The sequence below is a fragment of the Halovulum sp. GXIMD14794 genome (assembly GCF_054457455.1).
Genome location: NZ_JBTLNF010000003.1, coordinates 392,623 through 408,281, shown reverse-complemented (window position 1 = coordinate 408,281; position 15,659 = coordinate 392,623). Strand labels below are relative to the sequence as shown.

The window sequence follows — 15,659 nt, the reverse complement described above, 5'->3', positions numbered from 1 at the left end:
ACTGTCCAGCCCCGCGCGCCGTGTCAGATGGCGACCTCGGCCTGCGGCGCGACGATCAGGCGGCGGGCGTTCTTGGTCGCCACGGCGCTGTCGATGTGCCAGTTCATGAGGGTCTTCATCAGTTCGGCCTTCACCTGCGCTGCGCCGGGATCGTCCCAGAGGTTACGGTGCTCCTTCGGATCGGACTCAAGGTCGAAGAGTTGCCCGTAGTCCGCACCTTGGTAGTGCACCAGCTTGTGCGTGGCGGAGCGGACCATGGTCACGAAACTGGCACCAGTCAGGTTCACGTCGCCGCCCTGCTCGCAAAACACATGCGAGCGGCCTTCGAATGCCTCGCCCTCGAGCGCTGGATTCAGTGAGATCGCCTCGAAGGTCGGGTCGGGCTTAACCCCCGCCCATTCAAGGATTGTCGGGCCGAGGTCGAACAGCTGCACCAGATCGGCCACCTCGCGGCCGCCGGTGAAGCGCTCGGGCGCGCTGATGATCAGCGGAACGCGGGTGACTTCCTCGTAGGGCGCCCATTTCTGGCTGAGCCCGTGATCGCCCAGGTTGTCACCGTGATCGGACGTGAAGATGATGATCGTGTTGTCGAGCCGGCCGCGTGCTTCGAGCGTGTCCAGGATCTCGCCCACCTGTTTGTCGATCATCTCGACATTGGCGTAGTAGTAGGCGCGCATCTTGTGCAACTCGTCGCGGGTCGGGTTCAGCTTCCACGCGACGGAATCGTGGTCGACCTCGACATCGTGGGTGCGCTTCTCGGTCAGCGGCGGGGGCAGCTGGCTTTCCTGCTCGGCGTCGAACTCGGGCAGCGGCACATCGCGGTCCATGTACTTTTGTGCAATCTCGGGGGTCGGGTCATAGGGCGGGTGCGGCCCGGGGAAGCCGACGACAAGGAAAAGTGGCTCCTGCACCGGCTTGGTCTCCAGCCACCATTTCGCGGTCTCGCCGACGAAATTGTCGGAATGCAGTTTCTCGGGCAGCTCCCACAGGAAGGCGCCCAGCGCATCGCGGTAGTCGTCGCGTTTGCGGTATTCGACGCGCTGCTGCTTCTTCAGCCCGTGGCTTGCGAGCGCCTTGTCCCATTCGTCGAAGTACCAGCGCCCCTCCATGAAGCGGTCCTTGTTCTCGACCGTGTAGCGTTCGGAGAAGCCGGCCTTCGCGTCGTAGGGGATCGTATGCATCTTGCCGATGTTGACGGTCCGGTAACCGGCATTGGCGAGATCCTCGACCCAGGTGCGGCTCCAGGGCTGGCCGTTGGCCAAGACGCCGTTCGTGTGTGGGTAATAGCCGGTGAACAGGCTGGCGCGGCAGGGTACGCAGCTGGGCGCGGTCACATGGCAGTTCGAGAATACGACGCCGCGCTCGGCCAGCCGGTCGATATTGGGCGTGTCCATATGGGACGCACCCAGCGCGGCGATCGTATCGTAGCGCTGCTGGTCGGTGACGATCATGACGATATCGGGCTTGTCGAGCGACGCGTCGGTCAATGTCAGTCCTTTCTTTCGGTAGGTTCGAGCCTGAGCTCGAAAAATCGGTCGCCAAGCACGTCGATATGCGCCTGCATGGCGGTCTTGGCGTTCTCCGGCATCCGGCGCCGCATGGCGCGCAGGATGTCGCGGTGATCCTGAACCGAGCGGCGCCGATTCGACGGCTTGCGCGTCAGGTCGTACCAGCGGCTCCAGAGATTGCTTTCCCGCATCCGCCACAGGTGCCCGACATAGCTTTCGATGACCCCGTTCCCGGCGGCCTGCGCGATCAGCGCGTGAAACTCCACGTCTGCCTGGTCGAAGGAGGGAATGTCGTCGATGGCCGCGGCCATGCGGTCCACCGTGGCCTCGATCGCATCAAGTTGCCCCTCGGTAGCGCGCTGAGCGGCGGCGTAGGCGGAATGGCCCTCGACCACGCGACGCGCCTCCAGCACTTCCCACGGGCCGACGGCATCGGTGGCGATCAGGTCGCCTCGGTCACGGTCCCGCAGGTGTTCGGACAGGACATAGACGCCCGAGCCGACGCGGATCTCGATGAACCGCATGATCTCCAGCGCCAGCAACGCCTCGCGCACGGTCGTACGGCTGACGCCGAGGTTCGCAGCCAGATCCCGTTCGGGCGGCAAACGTTCGCCTGTGGCGTAGTCGCCGGCATTGATCTGATCGGCCAGTTGCTGGGCAACCTGAAGATACCGCCGGCCTCCGCCGGGCAGGTCTAGCGCGCTCATGTCGAAACCCCTCTGCTGCGAGCAATGCGCTGCAGAATAGCGGGCCAGGCAACGGTTAGCACGGCGAGAGCGAGGAACAGCAGTGCGTACGGCCGCTGGAAGATCTCCAGCGCGTTGCCATCCGACAGCATCAGCGAGGCGCGCAGCTGTTCCTCGGCAATCGGGCTCAGGACGAAGCCGATCACGAACGGACCTAGAGGAACGCGCGCCGCCTCCAACCCCAGGCCGATGACGCCGAAGGCGATCATCACCCAGACATCGACGAAGCTGGAATTCACGGCGTAGGAGCCGACGACGCAGAACACCAGGATCACACTAAGCATGCCCGCGCGCGGCAGCCGCACGAGTTGCGCGATATAGCTGACCGCGCCCCACATCATCAACAGCATGAACAGGTTGGCGACCAGGTAGGCGGCGATGATGCCATAGGCGATCTCGGGCGCGTTCTGGAACAGCAACGGCCCGGGTTGCAGGTTGTGGATGGTCAGCGCGCCGATCAGGATCGCCTCGGTCACGCTGCCGGGGATGCCCATGGTGATCAGCGGGATCAGCGCCCCGCCGATGGCCGCGTTGTTGGCGCTTTCGCCCGCGACCACGCCCGGCTCGTGCCCGGAGCCGAAATTATCCGGCTCGCGCGAGAGTTGCTTGGCGGTGGAGTAGCTGACTAGCGCGGCGATGTTGCCGCCGATGCCCGGCAGCAGGCCGATCCACGTGCCGATCACGGACGAACGCGCCATGTTCGGGCCGTGCGTCTTGGCGTCCGACAGGTAGACCGGCAGTCGGCGCTTGGGGATCTCGATCTTCTTGTTGCTGATCGGCAGCGCCGCGTCGCGCAGCACCTGGCTGATCGCGAAGGCGCCGATCAGCACCGGCAGCAGGCCGAAGCCGGACAGCATCGCCGACGAGCCGAAGGTCAGCCGCGCCTGCCCGATGGAACTGTCGATGCCCGGCAGCGCAAAGGCCATGCCAAGCGCAGCGGCCAGCAGCCCCTTGACCAGCGAGCCCTGCGCAAGCACTGCGAGCATCACCAGCGCCATCAGGACCAAGGTGAAATACTCCCACGGGCCGAACTGCAGCGCGAACTTCGCCAGCGCCGGGGACATGCCCGCCAGGAACCCCCACGAGATGATGCCGCCCACGACCGAGGCCATGATGCCCAGGGCCAGCGCCCGCTCTGCGCGGTTGGACTGCGCCATCGGGTAGCCGTCGAAGGTGGTGACGATGGATGCTGGCGTGCCGGGCATGCGCAGCAGAATCGCGGTGATCAGCCCGCCCGAGATGCCACCGACATATTCGCCGATCAGCAGCGTGACCGCGTTGACCGGGTCCATGTGGAAGGTCAGCGGCAAGGTCAGCGCGATCAGCATCGAGGCGGTCAGGCCGGGGATCGCGCCGATCACGATGCCAAGGCCGGTGCCGATCAGCAGCAGCAGCAGGTTGTGCCAGTCCATCAGGGCGGCGAAGGCGTCCAGCATGGCTCAGCCGATCTCGATATACAGGAAGTTGGAGAAGATGAAGGACAGCGCCGCGGCCAGCGCCAGCCCCAGCGCGCCGTAGATCAGCGCGGGTTTCCAGCCGCCGCCCGAGAGGATCGTGCCCGACGCCGCGAGGAACAGCGCGGTGAGCGGCAGGAAGGGCATCTGGCCCAGGTCGAGCGCCGCGACATAGGCCACGAGCGCGGCAAGAACGCCGAGGCTGCGCATCGGGTGAGCGGTCTCGCCGGTTTCCTTCGGCGCAGGCGCGTCGGCCCTCAGGCCAAGGATCGCGCGGACCGCGACCCAGAGCCCGAGGACGATCAGGATCGCGGCCAGCCCGCGCGGCACGGCGGCCGAGCCCAGGGGCTCGAACCGGGGCGGCGGCAGTTCGGCCGCACCGATCAGCAGCACGACGGCGCCGCAGATTACCAGCGCAGCAAGGGCGAGATCACCCCAGTATCTCAGTTGGTTGCGATACATTCCTGAAGCCCCGTGAGAGGCCGGGCGCAGCACGCCCGGCCTGTCGTCTTACTGGATAGTGGCCGCGACGGCGGACAGCGCCTCGAGCTGCTTTTCGGCGTCGGCCATCGCCTCGTCTCCGGGCGTCCAGTAGGCTTCGAGCGTGTTATTGGTAAAGTACTCGACGATCTCGGGATCGGCGATCGCCTTCTCGAGCGCAGCGGCCAACGCGTCCACAGCCTCGTCCGGGGTGTCGGCCGGAGCCAGCCACCAGTTCGGGTTGGCCCATGAGACGTCATAGCCCAGTTCGGTCGCGGTGGGCACGTCCGGCAGATCCGGCAGACGCTCGCGTCCGAAGTAGATGAGCGGCTTCAGACCCTCGGCCTGCGCCAGGTATTCGGACGCCGCGAACAGCGAGATGTCAGCATTGCCGCCGAGGATCAGGCGCAGACGGTCCGCACCGCTGTTGGCGGTGACATAGCGGGTCTCGAACCCGGCTTCGTTTGCCAGCATCGCGCCGACGAAATGCGGGATGGTGCCGATGCCCACAGCCTCGACCAGCGAGCGCGGCTCGGCCTTCAGGTGCTCGACCAATTGCTCGAAGGTGTCGAACTCGCTGTCCTCGCGGACGACCCAGACCGGGCTGCCGCCGCCGGTGTAGCCGATGGACTTGAAGTCATCGAGGCTGAAGTCTCCCAAACCCATTGCCATCGCGATCAGCGCCTGGTGGTGCCAGTGGACGATGGTGTGCCCGTCCGCATCGCCCCGGCGCATCTGGTTGACCGCGTTGGCCCCGGCCCCGCCGTCGGCGTTCATCACCGCCATGGGCTGCGAGAGCCAGTCGTTTTCCTGGATCTTCTCGGCCATCAGGCGGGCGACGACATCGGTCCGGCCGCCGGGCTTGAAGGGGACGATGATCTGGATCGGCTTGGTCGGAAAGTCCTGCGCCTGTGCGGCAGTGCCGGAAATCGGTCCGACCGGCGAGAAAAACGCGCCGGCGGCGAGAATCGCGAGCCCTGTGCGCAGGCCGGTCGCGAGAGACTTGATTTTCATGAGTACTCCTCCCCTTCTGGTGCCGCTTTGGCGGCTCGTATCGGCCCTACCAATAGGCATCCACATCAAAATTGTCCAGACCAAATGGGGGCGGTGGGCGATTGGACAGACCAGTTGCGCCCGGCCCGCGATAACAGATCGTTATGGCGATACCGCCCGCGCCGCCTATCCCGAGGGCTCTGTCCCCGCTTAGGATGGGCGAAACACAATCAAACATCGGGAGGATCGATTCATGAAATTTCTCAGCGGGGCCGTCACAGCGGCGTTTGTCGCCCTGGCCGGAACGGCCGCAGCGCAGGACTACCCCAGCGAGCCGTTGCGGATCGTCGTGCCCACCGACGCTGGCGGCAGCGTCGACAACCTGGCGCGGATCTTCCAGCGCGCAATCGAAGGCATGGACGTCTATCCGTCGGTCGTCGTGGTCAACCAACCCGGCGCGGGCGGCACTGTCGGCACGCGTGCGGTCAAGGACGCCAAGGCGGACGGTCACACCATCGGCTTGTGGAGCCCGGGCATCATCACCTCCAAGGCCATGGGCGTCGTCGACTATGACCACACCGCCTTCACCGTTCTGGGCGGCACCGGGCTGACGCAGATCGGCATGGGCGTACTGGACAGCAGCGACTACGAAAGCCCGGAACAGCTGATCGAGGCCGCCAAAGCCGAGCCGAACTCGGTCGTCGTGGCGACGAACATCGGCCTGCCGGTGCATTTCATCCCGATGATGTTCGCGGACGAGGCGGATATCGAGTTGAAGATGGTGCAGATCGGCGGCGGCGCAAAGCGGTTGGCCTCGATCCTGGGCGGGCATACCGACACGGCGCTGTTCTCGGTCTCGGAGTTCAAGACCTACGAGGAAAGCGGCCTGCGCCCGCTGTTCCTCTTTGCCGAAGAGCGCGACCCGGACCTGCCGGACGTTCCGACCCTGAAAGAGGTCGGTGTGGACCTGTCCATCGGCGTCTTCCGCGTCTGGCTGGCCCCTGAGGGGCTGGAGCCCGAGGTCTCGGCCAAGCTGGAGGAGATACTTCAGGCCGTACTCGCTGACGAGGCCGTACAGGAGGAACTGCGCGGGCTTAGCATCGACCCGGCCTGGATTTCGGCCGACGACGTGAAGTCCCGTCTGGACGACATGAATGCCCGCACCGAGCCGCTCGTCGAAGCGGCTCGCGCGATGGCCAACTGAGGGGGGCTGGCGCGATGAAGGCCCGTCCCGACGGCAGCGCTCTTTTTGTGGCCGGTCTCGGCCTTGGCATCGGCGCGGTGCTGCTGATCGGAGCGGGCAGCATCGCGCCGCCCATGTTCGACCCGGTCGGCTCGGCGGCGCTGCCGCGCGCCTGTGCGGTGGCTCTGATCGGGCTGGGACTGGGCACGGCGCTGCAATCCGCCCTCCGCGGAATCCCTTCGGGCGGGGCGGGCGCGATCCGCCCCGCAACAATCGGACTGGTCGGCCTGATGGTCGCCTATGTGCTGGCGATGGAACTCGGTCTGGGCTTCGCGCTAGCGACGATCCTGTTCACCGCCGCCGCGATCCCGCTGGTCGCCCGGTCGCGGCGACTGCTGATCTTCAGCGTGCCCATCGCGCTGGTGCTGGGGCTGGGGGCACAGTGGCTGTTCACCTCGGTCTTCTTCGTAGACCTGCCACGCTTCGGCTGAGGACGTAGACATGCTCGACGGACTACTGACGGCCTTCAGCCCGCTGCCGCTGTTCTGGACCCTGATCGGCACGGCAAGCGGCATCCTCGTGGGGGCCGTGCCCGGCCTTGGCGGCGGCATGCTGATGGCGCTGGCCCTGCCCCTGACCTTCGCGATGGCCCCGGTCGATGCGATCCTGCTGCTGATCGGCATGCATGTCGGATCGGTCAGCGGCGGCCTGATCAGCGCCACGCTGCTGAAGATGCCCGGCACGCCCTCGTCCGTCATGACCACGTTCGACGGCCACCCGATGGCCGAGAAGGGCCAGCCCGAGCGGGCGCTGAGCCTTGGTATCGGCGCGTCGCTGATCGGCGGGTTGCTGGCCGGCGTGGTGCTGGCCTTCCTGGCGCCGCCGCTCTCCTTCTGGGCGTTAAAGATCGGGCCGTGGGAACTGGCGGCGCTGATCCTGATGGCTCTGGTGCTGGTCGCGGCGATCGCGCAGGGCTCGATGCTGAAAGGGCTGTTCTCGGCGGTACTGGGCGTTATCGCCGCGCTGCCGGGGCTGGCGGAGTCCGACGGGCAGTTGCGCTATACGTTCGGCAGCGCCGACATGGCGACGGGCTTTCGCCTGCTGCCGGTGCTGCTGGGGATCTTCGTCATCAGCCAGCTGCTGAAGGAAAGTGACAAGGCGCTGGCGAAGGGCAAGCTGATCGCGCTGGCCAGGCGGTCGGGCGCATTCCCAAAGCTGACCGAGTGGCGGGGGCACACGGTCAACATCCTGCGTTCCTCGGCTGTGGGCACGTTCGTCGGCATCCTGCCGGGCGTGGGGGCCAGCATTTCGTCCATGGTGGCCTATGGCATGGCGCGCAGCTTTTCGCGCACGCCCGAAAAGTTCGGCACCGGTCATGACGAGGGCGTCGTTGCCTCCGAGGCCGCGAACAACGCCAACGTGGGCGGCGCGATGATCCCGCTGGTGACGCTGGGCATTCCTGGCGCGCCGGTGGACGCGATCCTGCTGGGCGCGATGATCATGCATCAGATCCAGCCTGGACCGCTGCTGTTCGCGACGAACGGAGACCTCGTCTGGGCGATGATCGCCGCCTACATGATCGCAAACGTGATGATGTTCGCGATCATGATCCTGTCCTACCGGCAGATCGCGCGGATCATCACCATCCCCGCTCACTATCTTGTGCCGGTGGTGTTCGTCCTGTGCATGATCGGCTCGTTCTCGGTCGGGAACCGCCTTTTCGACGTCTGGGTGATGCTGGGCTTCGGGTTGCTGGGCTACTTCCTGGACCGGGCCAAGGTGCCGCTGGGGCCGTTCGTGATCGGCTTCGTGCTTGCGGTGCCGTTCGAGTCGGAGCTGCGCACGGCGCTGCAACTTTCGGACGGCTCGCTGTTGGCGATCACTGGGCACCCGATCGCCCTGACCTTCGTCGCGCTGGCGGCGCTGATGCTGGTGCTGCCCTTCGTGCGCGGCAGGCGCGCGGCGGCCCCCGAAACCTCACCCGAGACCTGAGAGGCGATCATGGCCAGGAATACGCTCGTCATCATGTCGGACGAGCACAGCCGAAAGGTGCTGGGCGCCTATGGCAATGCTCAGGCGATCACACCGAACCTCGACGGGCTGGCCGCGCGGGGGACGCTGTTCACCGACGCCTATTGCAACTCGCCCATCTGCGTGCCGTCGCGGGCCAGTCTGCATACCGGGCTTTATCCGCACCAGATCGGGTACTGGGACAATGCCATGCCCTATGATGGGCGAGTGGAAAGCTGGGGCCACGCCCTACAGGCGGCGGGGAAGTCGGTGGTCTCCATCGGCAAGCTGCATTTCCGCGATGCCGTCTGCGACAGCGGTTTCGACGAACAGATCCTGCCTCTGCACGTAAAGGACGGGATCGGCGATCCGACGACGCTGCTGCGGCGCGATCCGCCCAGACGGCCGGGGACACGGCAGTTGGCAGCGACGACAGGTCAGGGCGTGACACCCTATTGGGACTACGATTGCAGCGTGGCGAAGGCGGCAGAGGACTGGCTGGCCGAACCGAGAGAGCACGGCTGGACCGCCTATGTCAGCATGGTCATGCCGCATTTCCCGCTGAACGCGCCGCAGCGCTTCCGGGAGATGTATGACGCAAGCACCCTGCCCTTTCCAAAGGCGCAGGATTACGCACCCGAGAACGCCAGCGTCGCCGCGATGCGCGCGCTTCAGGACTTCCACGACCACTTCGACGACGAAGCCCATATCCGCGAGGCGGTGGCGCACTACTACGCGCTTTGCACCGCGCTGGACGAGAACGTGGGCCGCGTGCTGCGGGCGCTCGAGGCCAGCGGCAAGGCGGATGACACGCTGATCATCTATACCTCGGATCATGGCGACAATGTCGGGGCTCGCGGATACTGGGGCAAGTCGACCTTGTGGGAGGAATCAGTGGGCGTACCGATGATCGTCGCCGGGCCGGGCGTCCCCGAGGGCGTGGTGAACCGGACGCCGGTGTCATTACTGGACCTACACCCGACTGTGCTGGAGCCCGCCGGACTGCCCCCCGTCCCCGATCGACCGGGTGAAAGCCTTGTGCGGTTGGCGAACGACAAACGACCCGAGCGTCCGGTGATGGCGGAATATCACGCCGTTGGCTCGGCCACGGGCATGTTCATGTTGCGGCTCGGGCGGTACAAGCTGATCGAGTGCGTGGGCGACGCGCCGCTGCTCTACGACCTTCAGAACGACCCCGAGGAGTTGCAGAACCTGGCAGACGACCCGGCTCATGTGGTCGCACTGGCCGATTGCCGTGCGGCGCTGCGGCGGATCGTCGACCCTGAGCGCGCCAGTGCGCAGGCCTTCGCCGATCAGACGGCGCTGGTCGAGAAGCTGGGCGGCGAGAATGCCGTAAGGGGGATCGTTCCGCTGGCCTTCACCGACCCGCGCGAGGTGATGGCGGGCGGGGGCTGAGCCCCGCCCGGACGCTCAGCAGACGGTCCGTCCGCGTTCGATGATGGTTTCCAGAACCTCGTCCGGATCGCGTTTCCACCAGTTCAGCGCCGAGAAGATCTCGACCTCGCACAGACCGTCAAAACCGTTGGCCTCGGCCGTCCCACGCAGGCCGGGAATATCGATCACCCCGTCGCCCATCATGCCTCGGTCGGTCAGCAGATCGCGCGTCGGCACCAGCCAGTCGCAGATGTGGAAGGCCATCAGCCGTTCCTTGCCCGCGCGGGCCATCTGTTCCTTCACTTCGGGATCCCACCAGATGTGATAGACATCGGCCGCAACGCCGATCCCGTCGCCCAGCCGGTCGCAGATATCCAGCGCCTGACGCAACGTATTCACGCAGGCCCGGTCCCCGGCGTACATCGGGTGCAGCGGCTCGATTGCGACCTTCATGTCGTTCTGGTGGGCATATTCGAGCGTGTTCGCCAGCCCCTCCTCGACAATGGCGCGCGCCCCGTCGATGTCGCGGGAGCCGTCGGGCAGACCGCCCACCACCATCACAAGGCACTCGGCACCGATCTCGGCGGCCTCGTCCACGGCGCGGCGATTGTCGTCGATCACACCTTGGGTCAGCGCGCCCTCAGCGGTGTACCAGCCGCCCCGGCACAGGCCGGTGACGGTCAGTTCCGCCGCCTTGATCGCGCGGGCGGCTTTGGCGACGCCCATCTCCTGAAGGACGTCGCGCCAGGGGGCGATGCCCCCAAGGCCGTGGCGCTGGCAGCCGTCGATGGCCTGGGCCAGCCCCCATTTCTCTTTCACCGTGGCGGTGTTGAGCGACAGGCGCTCGGCCGATACGCCGCTCATAGTTCTACCCCCCGGGCGGCAAAGACCGGACGGGCGCGTGCGGCGGCCATGTCCGGATCCGCGAACAGGCCCGCGTCATTCGCCATGCGGATGATGTCGGCCAGATGCAGCGTGGACCGCGTGCTCTCTTGCCCGCCGATCATGGTGAAATGATCCTGGTGGCCGGTCAGGTAGGCCATGAACACGACACCGGTCTTGTAGAAGCGCGTCGGCGCCTTGAAGATGTGCCGTGACAGCGGAACTGTAGGGCCGAACTCGGCATGGTAGCCGTCCAGATCGCCCTGCCCCAGCCGGTTCAGCGCCCGGCACGCCGACTGGGCGATCGGGTCGAAGATGCCCAGCAGCGCGTGGGAATACCCCTGCTCGTCACCCGCGATCAGTTCGGGATAATTAAAGTCGTCGCCGGTATACATCGTCACGCCTTCGGGCAGGCGGCGGCGCATGGCGATTTCCTTCTCGGCGGACAGCAGCGAGATCTTGATGCCGTCTACCTTGGCGGCATTGGCCTCGATCACCTGAAGGCAGGTATCCATCGCCGTCATGTGATCGTCCGAGCCCCAGTAGCCTGCAAGCGCGGGGTCGAACATCTCGCCCAACCAGTGCAGGATCGCGGGCTGCGACAGGCCCGACAGGACCTTGCCGTAGACGCGGGCATAGTCCTCTGGGCCCTTCGCGGCCTGCGCCAGCGCGCGGGACGCCATCAGGATCACGCAGGAACCGGCGGCCTCGACCGCCTCGCACTGCTCCTCGTAGGCCGCGATCACCTGGTCGATGGTCACGTCCGGGCCGGGGGCCAGGTGGTCGGTCCCGGCGCCCGAGGCGATCAGGTGCCCGCCCGCCTTGGCGTTGCGGGTAGAGCGCTGGATCAGCTCCAGCGAGGTGGGCCAGTCAAGGCCCATGCCGCGCTGCGCGGTGTCCATGCTTTCGGCGACGCCGAAGCCCTGCGACCACAGATGCTCGCGGAAGGCCAGCGTGCGGTCCCAGTCGATCGGGCAGTCGAGCCAGGGGTCACAATCGGCCAGCGGATCGTTGACGACATGCGCGGCGGCGTAGGCGGTGCGGGTCCAGCCCTGCGGCGCCTCGGGTGCCGGGCCGGCGGTCAGATCGACCGCCCCACCCGGCAGGTTCAAATGCACCATTCTCAGACCTCCAGCGGTTCCAGGTCGACCCAGCGGCGCTCTTTCGAGCTTTGATAGCCCGCCTGTGCCAGCTGCACGCCCTTGGCGCCTTCCAGCAGCGTGTAGTGCCACGGTGCATCCTCGGCCACGTGACGCAGGAACTGCTCCCACTGCACCTTGAAGCCGTTGTCGAAGACGGTGTTGTCGGGCACTTCCTCCCAATCCGCGAAGAAGTCGAGGGTCTGCGGTTCATCCGGGTTCCAGACCGGCTTCGGCGTGTTCACGCGGTGCTGCGAATAGCACTTGTGCAGGCCCGCGACGGCCGAGCCGTGGGTGCCGTCGATCTGGAAGGTCACCAGGTCGTCGCGGCGCACGCGGGTGCACCAGCTGGAGTTGATGTGCGCGACGATGTCGCCTTCCAGCAAGAAGGTCGCATAGGCTGCGTCATCAGCGGTCGCCTCATAGGCCTCGCCTTTCTCGTCCCAACGCTCGTTGATGTGGGTGAAGCCCAGACAGGACACCGACTTGACCGGGGCGACCACGTTATCCAGCACGTAGCGCCAGTGACACAGCATGTCCGAGATCATGCCGCCGCCGTCCTGCGCGCGGTAGTTCCAGCTGGGGCGCTGCGCGGGCATCCAGTCGCCCTCGAACACCCAATAGCCGAACTCGCCCTTCACGCTGAGGATCTTGCCGAAGAAGCCGCTGTCACGCAGGCGCTTGAGCTTCAGAAGGCCCGGCAGGTCCAGCTTGTCGTGCACGATGCCGTTTTTGACGCCCTTTTCCTTGGCGAGCCGGGCGATCTTCATCGCGTCCTCAAGCCCCTCAGCGACGGGTTTCTCGGAGTAGACGTGCTTGCCCGCCTCGATGGCGCGGGCCAGCAGGCCGGGGCGCATCTGGGTCGAGGCGGCGTCGAAGAAGATCGTGTCGTCCGGGTTTGCCAACGCCGCGTCCATGTCGGTCGTCCAGCGCTCGACCCCGTGCTTTTTCGCCAGCGCCTCGATCTTTTCGGCGTTGCGGCCGACGATGATCGGGTCGGGCACCAGGTAGGAACCGTCGGACAGCGCCACGCCGCCCTGGTCCCGGATCGCCAGAACCGAGCGGATCAGGTGCTGGTTCATGCCCATCCGGCCCGTGACGCCGTGCATGATGATGCCGATGCGCTGTTGTCTCATGATCTTCCTCTTGATGTGATGTCAGTCGGGGGACTGCCGCAGGTAGCCAATGACCATGTCGGCAGCCATTTCAGCCCGCGCATCCAGCCACGCCTGATCCACCGGCACCTTGAAGACGGCACGCAGGGTCAGCTTGTTGGACACGGGGAAATAGCAAAGCGAGGCGATGGTTATGTAAAGTTCGACCGGGTCGACGTCGTCGCGAAACACGCCCTCGGCCGCGCCTCGGTTCAGGATACCGCGGATCTTCTCGATCAGCGGCGACTGGATCTCGGCCACGTCGGCGATGTCCTGGACGGCGCTTCCGCCCATCAGGTTCTCGGTGTTGAGCATCGAGATGAACCAGGGCTTCGAGACGAAGTGCTGCATGGTGAAGCGCACCAGCTCGCGCACCGCCGCGTCGGGGGACATGTGGTCGGTCTTCAGCTCGCGCTCGCCCTGGCGGATCTGCACGTAGCTCTCGCGCAGGGCCGCCTTGTAGAGCTCCTCTTTGTCGCCGAAGTAGCTGTAGATCATCGGCTTGCTGACGCCCGCCGCCTCGGCGATCGAGTCGATCCGCGCACCCGCGTGGCCCAGCCGGGCGAACTCATCCAGTGCCGCATCTAGGATCCGCCGCTGGGAGGCCGCGGCGTCCCTGCGGCGGGGTTTGGGTTTGGTCGTCATGTCCGGTCTCCTGTCGCGCCCGCCAGGCGGGCAAGGCCGCGCCGAACCGGCGCGAGGCCAAGCAGGATACTGGCTGCGATCACGACTGCGAACAGCGCACTGACCGGGCGGGTGAAGAAAGGCTCCAGACTGCCGTCGGAAAGCGTCAGTCCGCGGCGCAGGTTCTTGTCCAGCAGGTCGCCCAGGATGATACCCAGTACCAGCGGCGCCATCGGGTAGTTCATCTGCCGCAACAGGAAGCCCAGCAGGCCGAAGCCGACCATGACCCAGATGTCGAACACCCGCTGCGTCAGCGCGTAGGGGCCGATCACGCAGAGGACGAAGACCACAGGCATCAGCAACTCGCGCGGGATGCGCAGCACCTGGATGAAGGCGCGGGTCAGCGACAGGCCGTAGATCAGGATCGCGGCGGTTGCCAGCAGCAGCATGGCGGCAACCGAGTAGATGAAGTCCGGCTGTTCGAACATGATCATCGGGCCGGGGCGCACACCGTGAATGAACAGCGCCGCGATCAGAACCGCCGCCGGGGCCGAGCCGGGCACTGCCAGCGTCAGCGCCGGGATCAGCGCGCCGGGAACGACCGCGCTGTTGCCGGTCTCGGCGGCGGTCAGCCCCTCTTTCGAGCCCTTGCCGAACTGGTCGCTTTCGCGGCTGGTGCGCTTGGCGACAGCGTAGCTGGCCCAGGCGCCGATGTCCTCGCCCACGCCCGGGATGATGCCGACAATCGTGCCGATCACGCCCGAACGAGCGACGGTGAACTTGTAGCGCCAGAGGTCGATGAACCTTGGCAGGATGCGGTCCTGTGTGGCCGCGTCTCCGGTCAGTTTCGCCTTGCCGCGCCACATGACCGTCAGAACCTCGGCGAAGCCGAAAGCGCCAACCATGGCCGGGATCAGGCCGATGCCGCCGTTCAGGTCGGACAGGCCCAGGTTGAAGCGCACATGGGCGTGTATCCCCTCGGAGCCGACCATCGCGACCGACAGGCCCAGAAGCCCCGCGATATAGCCGCGCAGCGGGCTGACCCCGCCCGTAAGCTGACCCGAGATGACGATGCCGAAGACTGCCAGCCAGAAGAATTCGAACGAGCCGAAGCTCAGTGCCACTTCGGCCAGCAGCGGCGCGAGGATCACCAGCAGCAGGATGCCGACGAAGGTGCCCAGCGCCGAGCCTGCCGTCGCCAGCGCCATCGCGTAGCCCGCCTCGCCCCGCTGGGCGAGCGGGAAGCCGTCGAGCGAGGTTGCCGCGCTGGCGGGCGTGCCGGGAATATTCAGCAGGATCGCACTGCGCGAGCCGCCGTAGATGGCGCCCACATACATGCAGATCAGCACCAGGATCGCGCTGTCCCGGTCCAGCGTGTAGGTCAGCGTGGTCAGCAGCGCGACGCCCATGGTCGCGGTCAGACCCGGCAGGCTGCCGACGAGGATGCCCAGCAATGTCGCCCAGGCGACATGGAACAGGCCCATCGGCGTCAGGAAGGCCAGCAGCGCCGAGCCGGTGGAGGCGAGACCGTCAATCATGGCAGACGCACCAGGAAGCCGTAGCGGAACAGGGCCGAGATGCCGACGGCCATGCCGAAGGCGAAGATCAGCAGTAGAATGCCGGTGCGCAGCCGCGCGCCGCCGCCGGTCTCGGGGATCAGGAACCAGCCCGAGAAGACCAGAATGTAGATCGCCGTCGCCAGCCAGAACGGCAGCGAGCCGACGAGGATCAGGGCGAAAACGCAGCTCCAGACCGCTGTGAAGGTGAAGTTGCCGACCGAATGCGGCTCGACGTCGCCGCGCGGCGTGGATTTGCCCCTTGTGCCCAAAGCCAACAGCACGGCGCAGATCATCAGGAAGGCGCCCAGGATCATCGGCACGAGGCCGGGGATGCTGGCGGGATGGATCTGGCGGATCTCGAGCCGGTCCATGACGAAGCCGCCCCAGCTCATGGCCGCGCCGAGCGCGAAAAGGATCGCGGCGGTCACTCTGTCAGCCAATGGGGTATCGAAGCGCATTCCGGGTGCCCTTTTCACGGCCGTTCGGCCAGGTAGATTGTGTCGGAGCGAGGGGCCGCACGCCGGACCTGCCG

At 66.3% G+C, this 15,659-nt stretch carries 15 protein-coding genes; 4 read left to right on the top strand and 11 right to left on the bottom strand.

Annotated features, from left to right (window positions below; genetic code table 11):
- Positions 1–23: 23 nt before the first annotated feature.
- From ACW9UR_RS04325 to ACW9UR_RS04305, 5 genes are read right to left on the bottom strand one after another with little or no spacing between them, the layout of a single operon-like run.
- A complete protein-coding gene (locus tag ACW9UR_RS04325) occupies positions 24–1,487 on the bottom strand; it encodes a sulfatase family protein (protein WP_458915682.1) in 1,464 nt (487 codons plus the stop codon).
- A 2-nt stretch (positions 1,488–1,489) separates the two neighbouring features.
- Positions 1,490–2,215 carry a FadR/GntR family transcriptional regulator gene (locus ACW9UR_RS04320; protein ID WP_458915681.1) on the bottom strand — a complete coding sequence of 242 codons (726 nt, stop codon included), beginning with the start codon at positions 2,213–2,215 and terminating at the stop codon, positions 1,490–1,492.
- On the bottom strand, positions 2,212–3,690 hold the full coding sequence (locus ACW9UR_RS04315; protein WP_458915680.1) for a tripartite tricarboxylate transporter permease: 1,479 nt from the start codon (positions 3,688–3,690) through the stop codon (positions 2,212–2,214). Before ACW9UR_RS04315 ends, ACW9UR_RS04320 begins: the two co-directional genes overlap by 4 nt.
- Before the next feature lie 3 nt (positions 3,691–3,693).
- Positions 3,694–4,170: a tripartite tricarboxylate transporter TctB family protein gene (locus tag ACW9UR_RS04310; RefSeq protein WP_458915679.1), complete on the bottom strand. Its 477-nt coding sequence runs from the start codon at positions 4,168–4,170 to the stop codon at positions 3,694–3,696.
- 48 nt (positions 4,171–4,218) lie between these two features.
- Entirely contained in the window at positions 4,219–5,202 is a 984-nt protein-coding gene (locus ACW9UR_RS04305) for a Bug family tripartite tricarboxylate transporter substrate binding protein (RefSeq protein ID WP_458915678.1), read from the bottom strand.
- Positions 5,203–5,434: 232 nt separating this feature from the next.
- On the opposite strand from ACW9UR_RS04305, the gene ACW9UR_RS04300 reads away from it, so the two are divergent.
- The 4 genes from ACW9UR_RS04300 to ACW9UR_RS04285 are packed head-to-tail and all read left to right on the top strand — an operon-like array spanning position 5,435 to position 9,790.
- A complete protein-coding gene (locus ACW9UR_RS04300; RefSeq protein WP_458915677.1) occupies positions 5,435–6,385 on the top strand; it encodes a Bug family tripartite tricarboxylate transporter substrate binding protein in 951 nt (316 codons plus the stop codon).
- Positions 6,386–6,399: 14 nt separating this feature from the next.
- Positions 6,400–6,855, top strand: coding sequence for a tripartite tricarboxylate transporter TctB family protein (locus ACW9UR_RS04295; protein ID WP_458915676.1), 456 nt, complete (start codon positions 6,400–6,402; stop codon positions 6,853–6,855).
- A gap of 10 nt (positions 6,856–6,865) precedes the next feature.
- Positions 6,866–8,356: a tripartite tricarboxylate transporter permease gene (locus ACW9UR_RS04290; RefSeq protein WP_458915675.1), complete on the top strand. Its 1,491-nt coding sequence runs from the start codon at positions 6,866–6,868 to the stop codon at positions 8,354–8,356.
- A gap of 9 nt (positions 8,357–8,365) precedes the next feature.
- Positions 8,366–9,790 carry a sulfatase-like hydrolase/transferase gene (locus ACW9UR_RS04285; RefSeq protein WP_458915674.1) on the top strand — a complete coding sequence of 475 codons (1,425 nt, stop codon included), beginning with the start codon at positions 8,366–8,368 and terminating at the stop codon, positions 9,788–9,790.
- Positions 9,791–9,805: 15 nt separating this feature from the next.
- Here ACW9UR_RS04285 and ACW9UR_RS04280 read toward each other — a convergent pair whose 3' ends face one another.
- The 6 genes from ACW9UR_RS04280 to ACW9UR_RS04255 are packed head-to-tail and all read right to left on the bottom strand — an operon-like array spanning position 9,806 to position 15,585.
- Positions 9,806–10,633: a sugar phosphate isomerase/epimerase family protein gene (locus ACW9UR_RS04280; RefSeq protein WP_458915673.1), complete on the bottom strand. Its 828-nt coding sequence runs from the start codon at positions 10,631–10,633 to the stop codon at positions 9,806–9,808.
- Positions 10,630–11,772, bottom strand: coding sequence for a dihydrodipicolinate synthase family protein (locus ACW9UR_RS04275; protein ID WP_458915672.1), 1,143 nt, complete (start codon positions 11,770–11,772; stop codon positions 10,630–10,632). The genes ACW9UR_RS04280 and ACW9UR_RS04275 overlap by 4 nt, the downstream gene beginning before the upstream one ends.
- A 2-nt stretch (positions 11,773–11,774) precedes the next feature.
- Positions 11,775–12,926: a Gfo/Idh/MocA family protein gene (locus ACW9UR_RS04270; RefSeq protein WP_458915671.1), complete on the bottom strand. Its 1,152-nt coding sequence runs from the start codon at positions 12,924–12,926 to the stop codon at positions 11,775–11,777.
- A gap of 21 nt (positions 12,927–12,947) precedes the next feature.
- On the bottom strand, positions 12,948–13,589 hold the full coding sequence (locus tag ACW9UR_RS04265) for a TetR family transcriptional regulator (protein WP_458915670.1): 642 nt from the start codon (positions 13,587–13,589) through the stop codon (positions 12,948–12,950).
- On the bottom strand, positions 13,586–15,106 hold the full coding sequence (locus tag ACW9UR_RS04260; protein WP_458915669.1) for a tripartite tricarboxylate transporter permease: 1,521 nt from the start codon (positions 15,104–15,106) through the stop codon (positions 13,586–13,588). The genes ACW9UR_RS04265 and ACW9UR_RS04260 overlap by 4 nt, the downstream gene beginning before the upstream one ends.
- A complete protein-coding gene (locus tag ACW9UR_RS04255) occupies positions 15,103–15,585 on the bottom strand; it encodes a tripartite tricarboxylate transporter TctB family protein (protein ID WP_458915668.1) in 483 nt (160 codons plus the stop codon). Before ACW9UR_RS04255 ends, ACW9UR_RS04260 begins: the two co-directional genes overlap by 4 nt.
- Between the last annotated feature and the right edge of the window lie 74 nt (positions 15,586–15,659).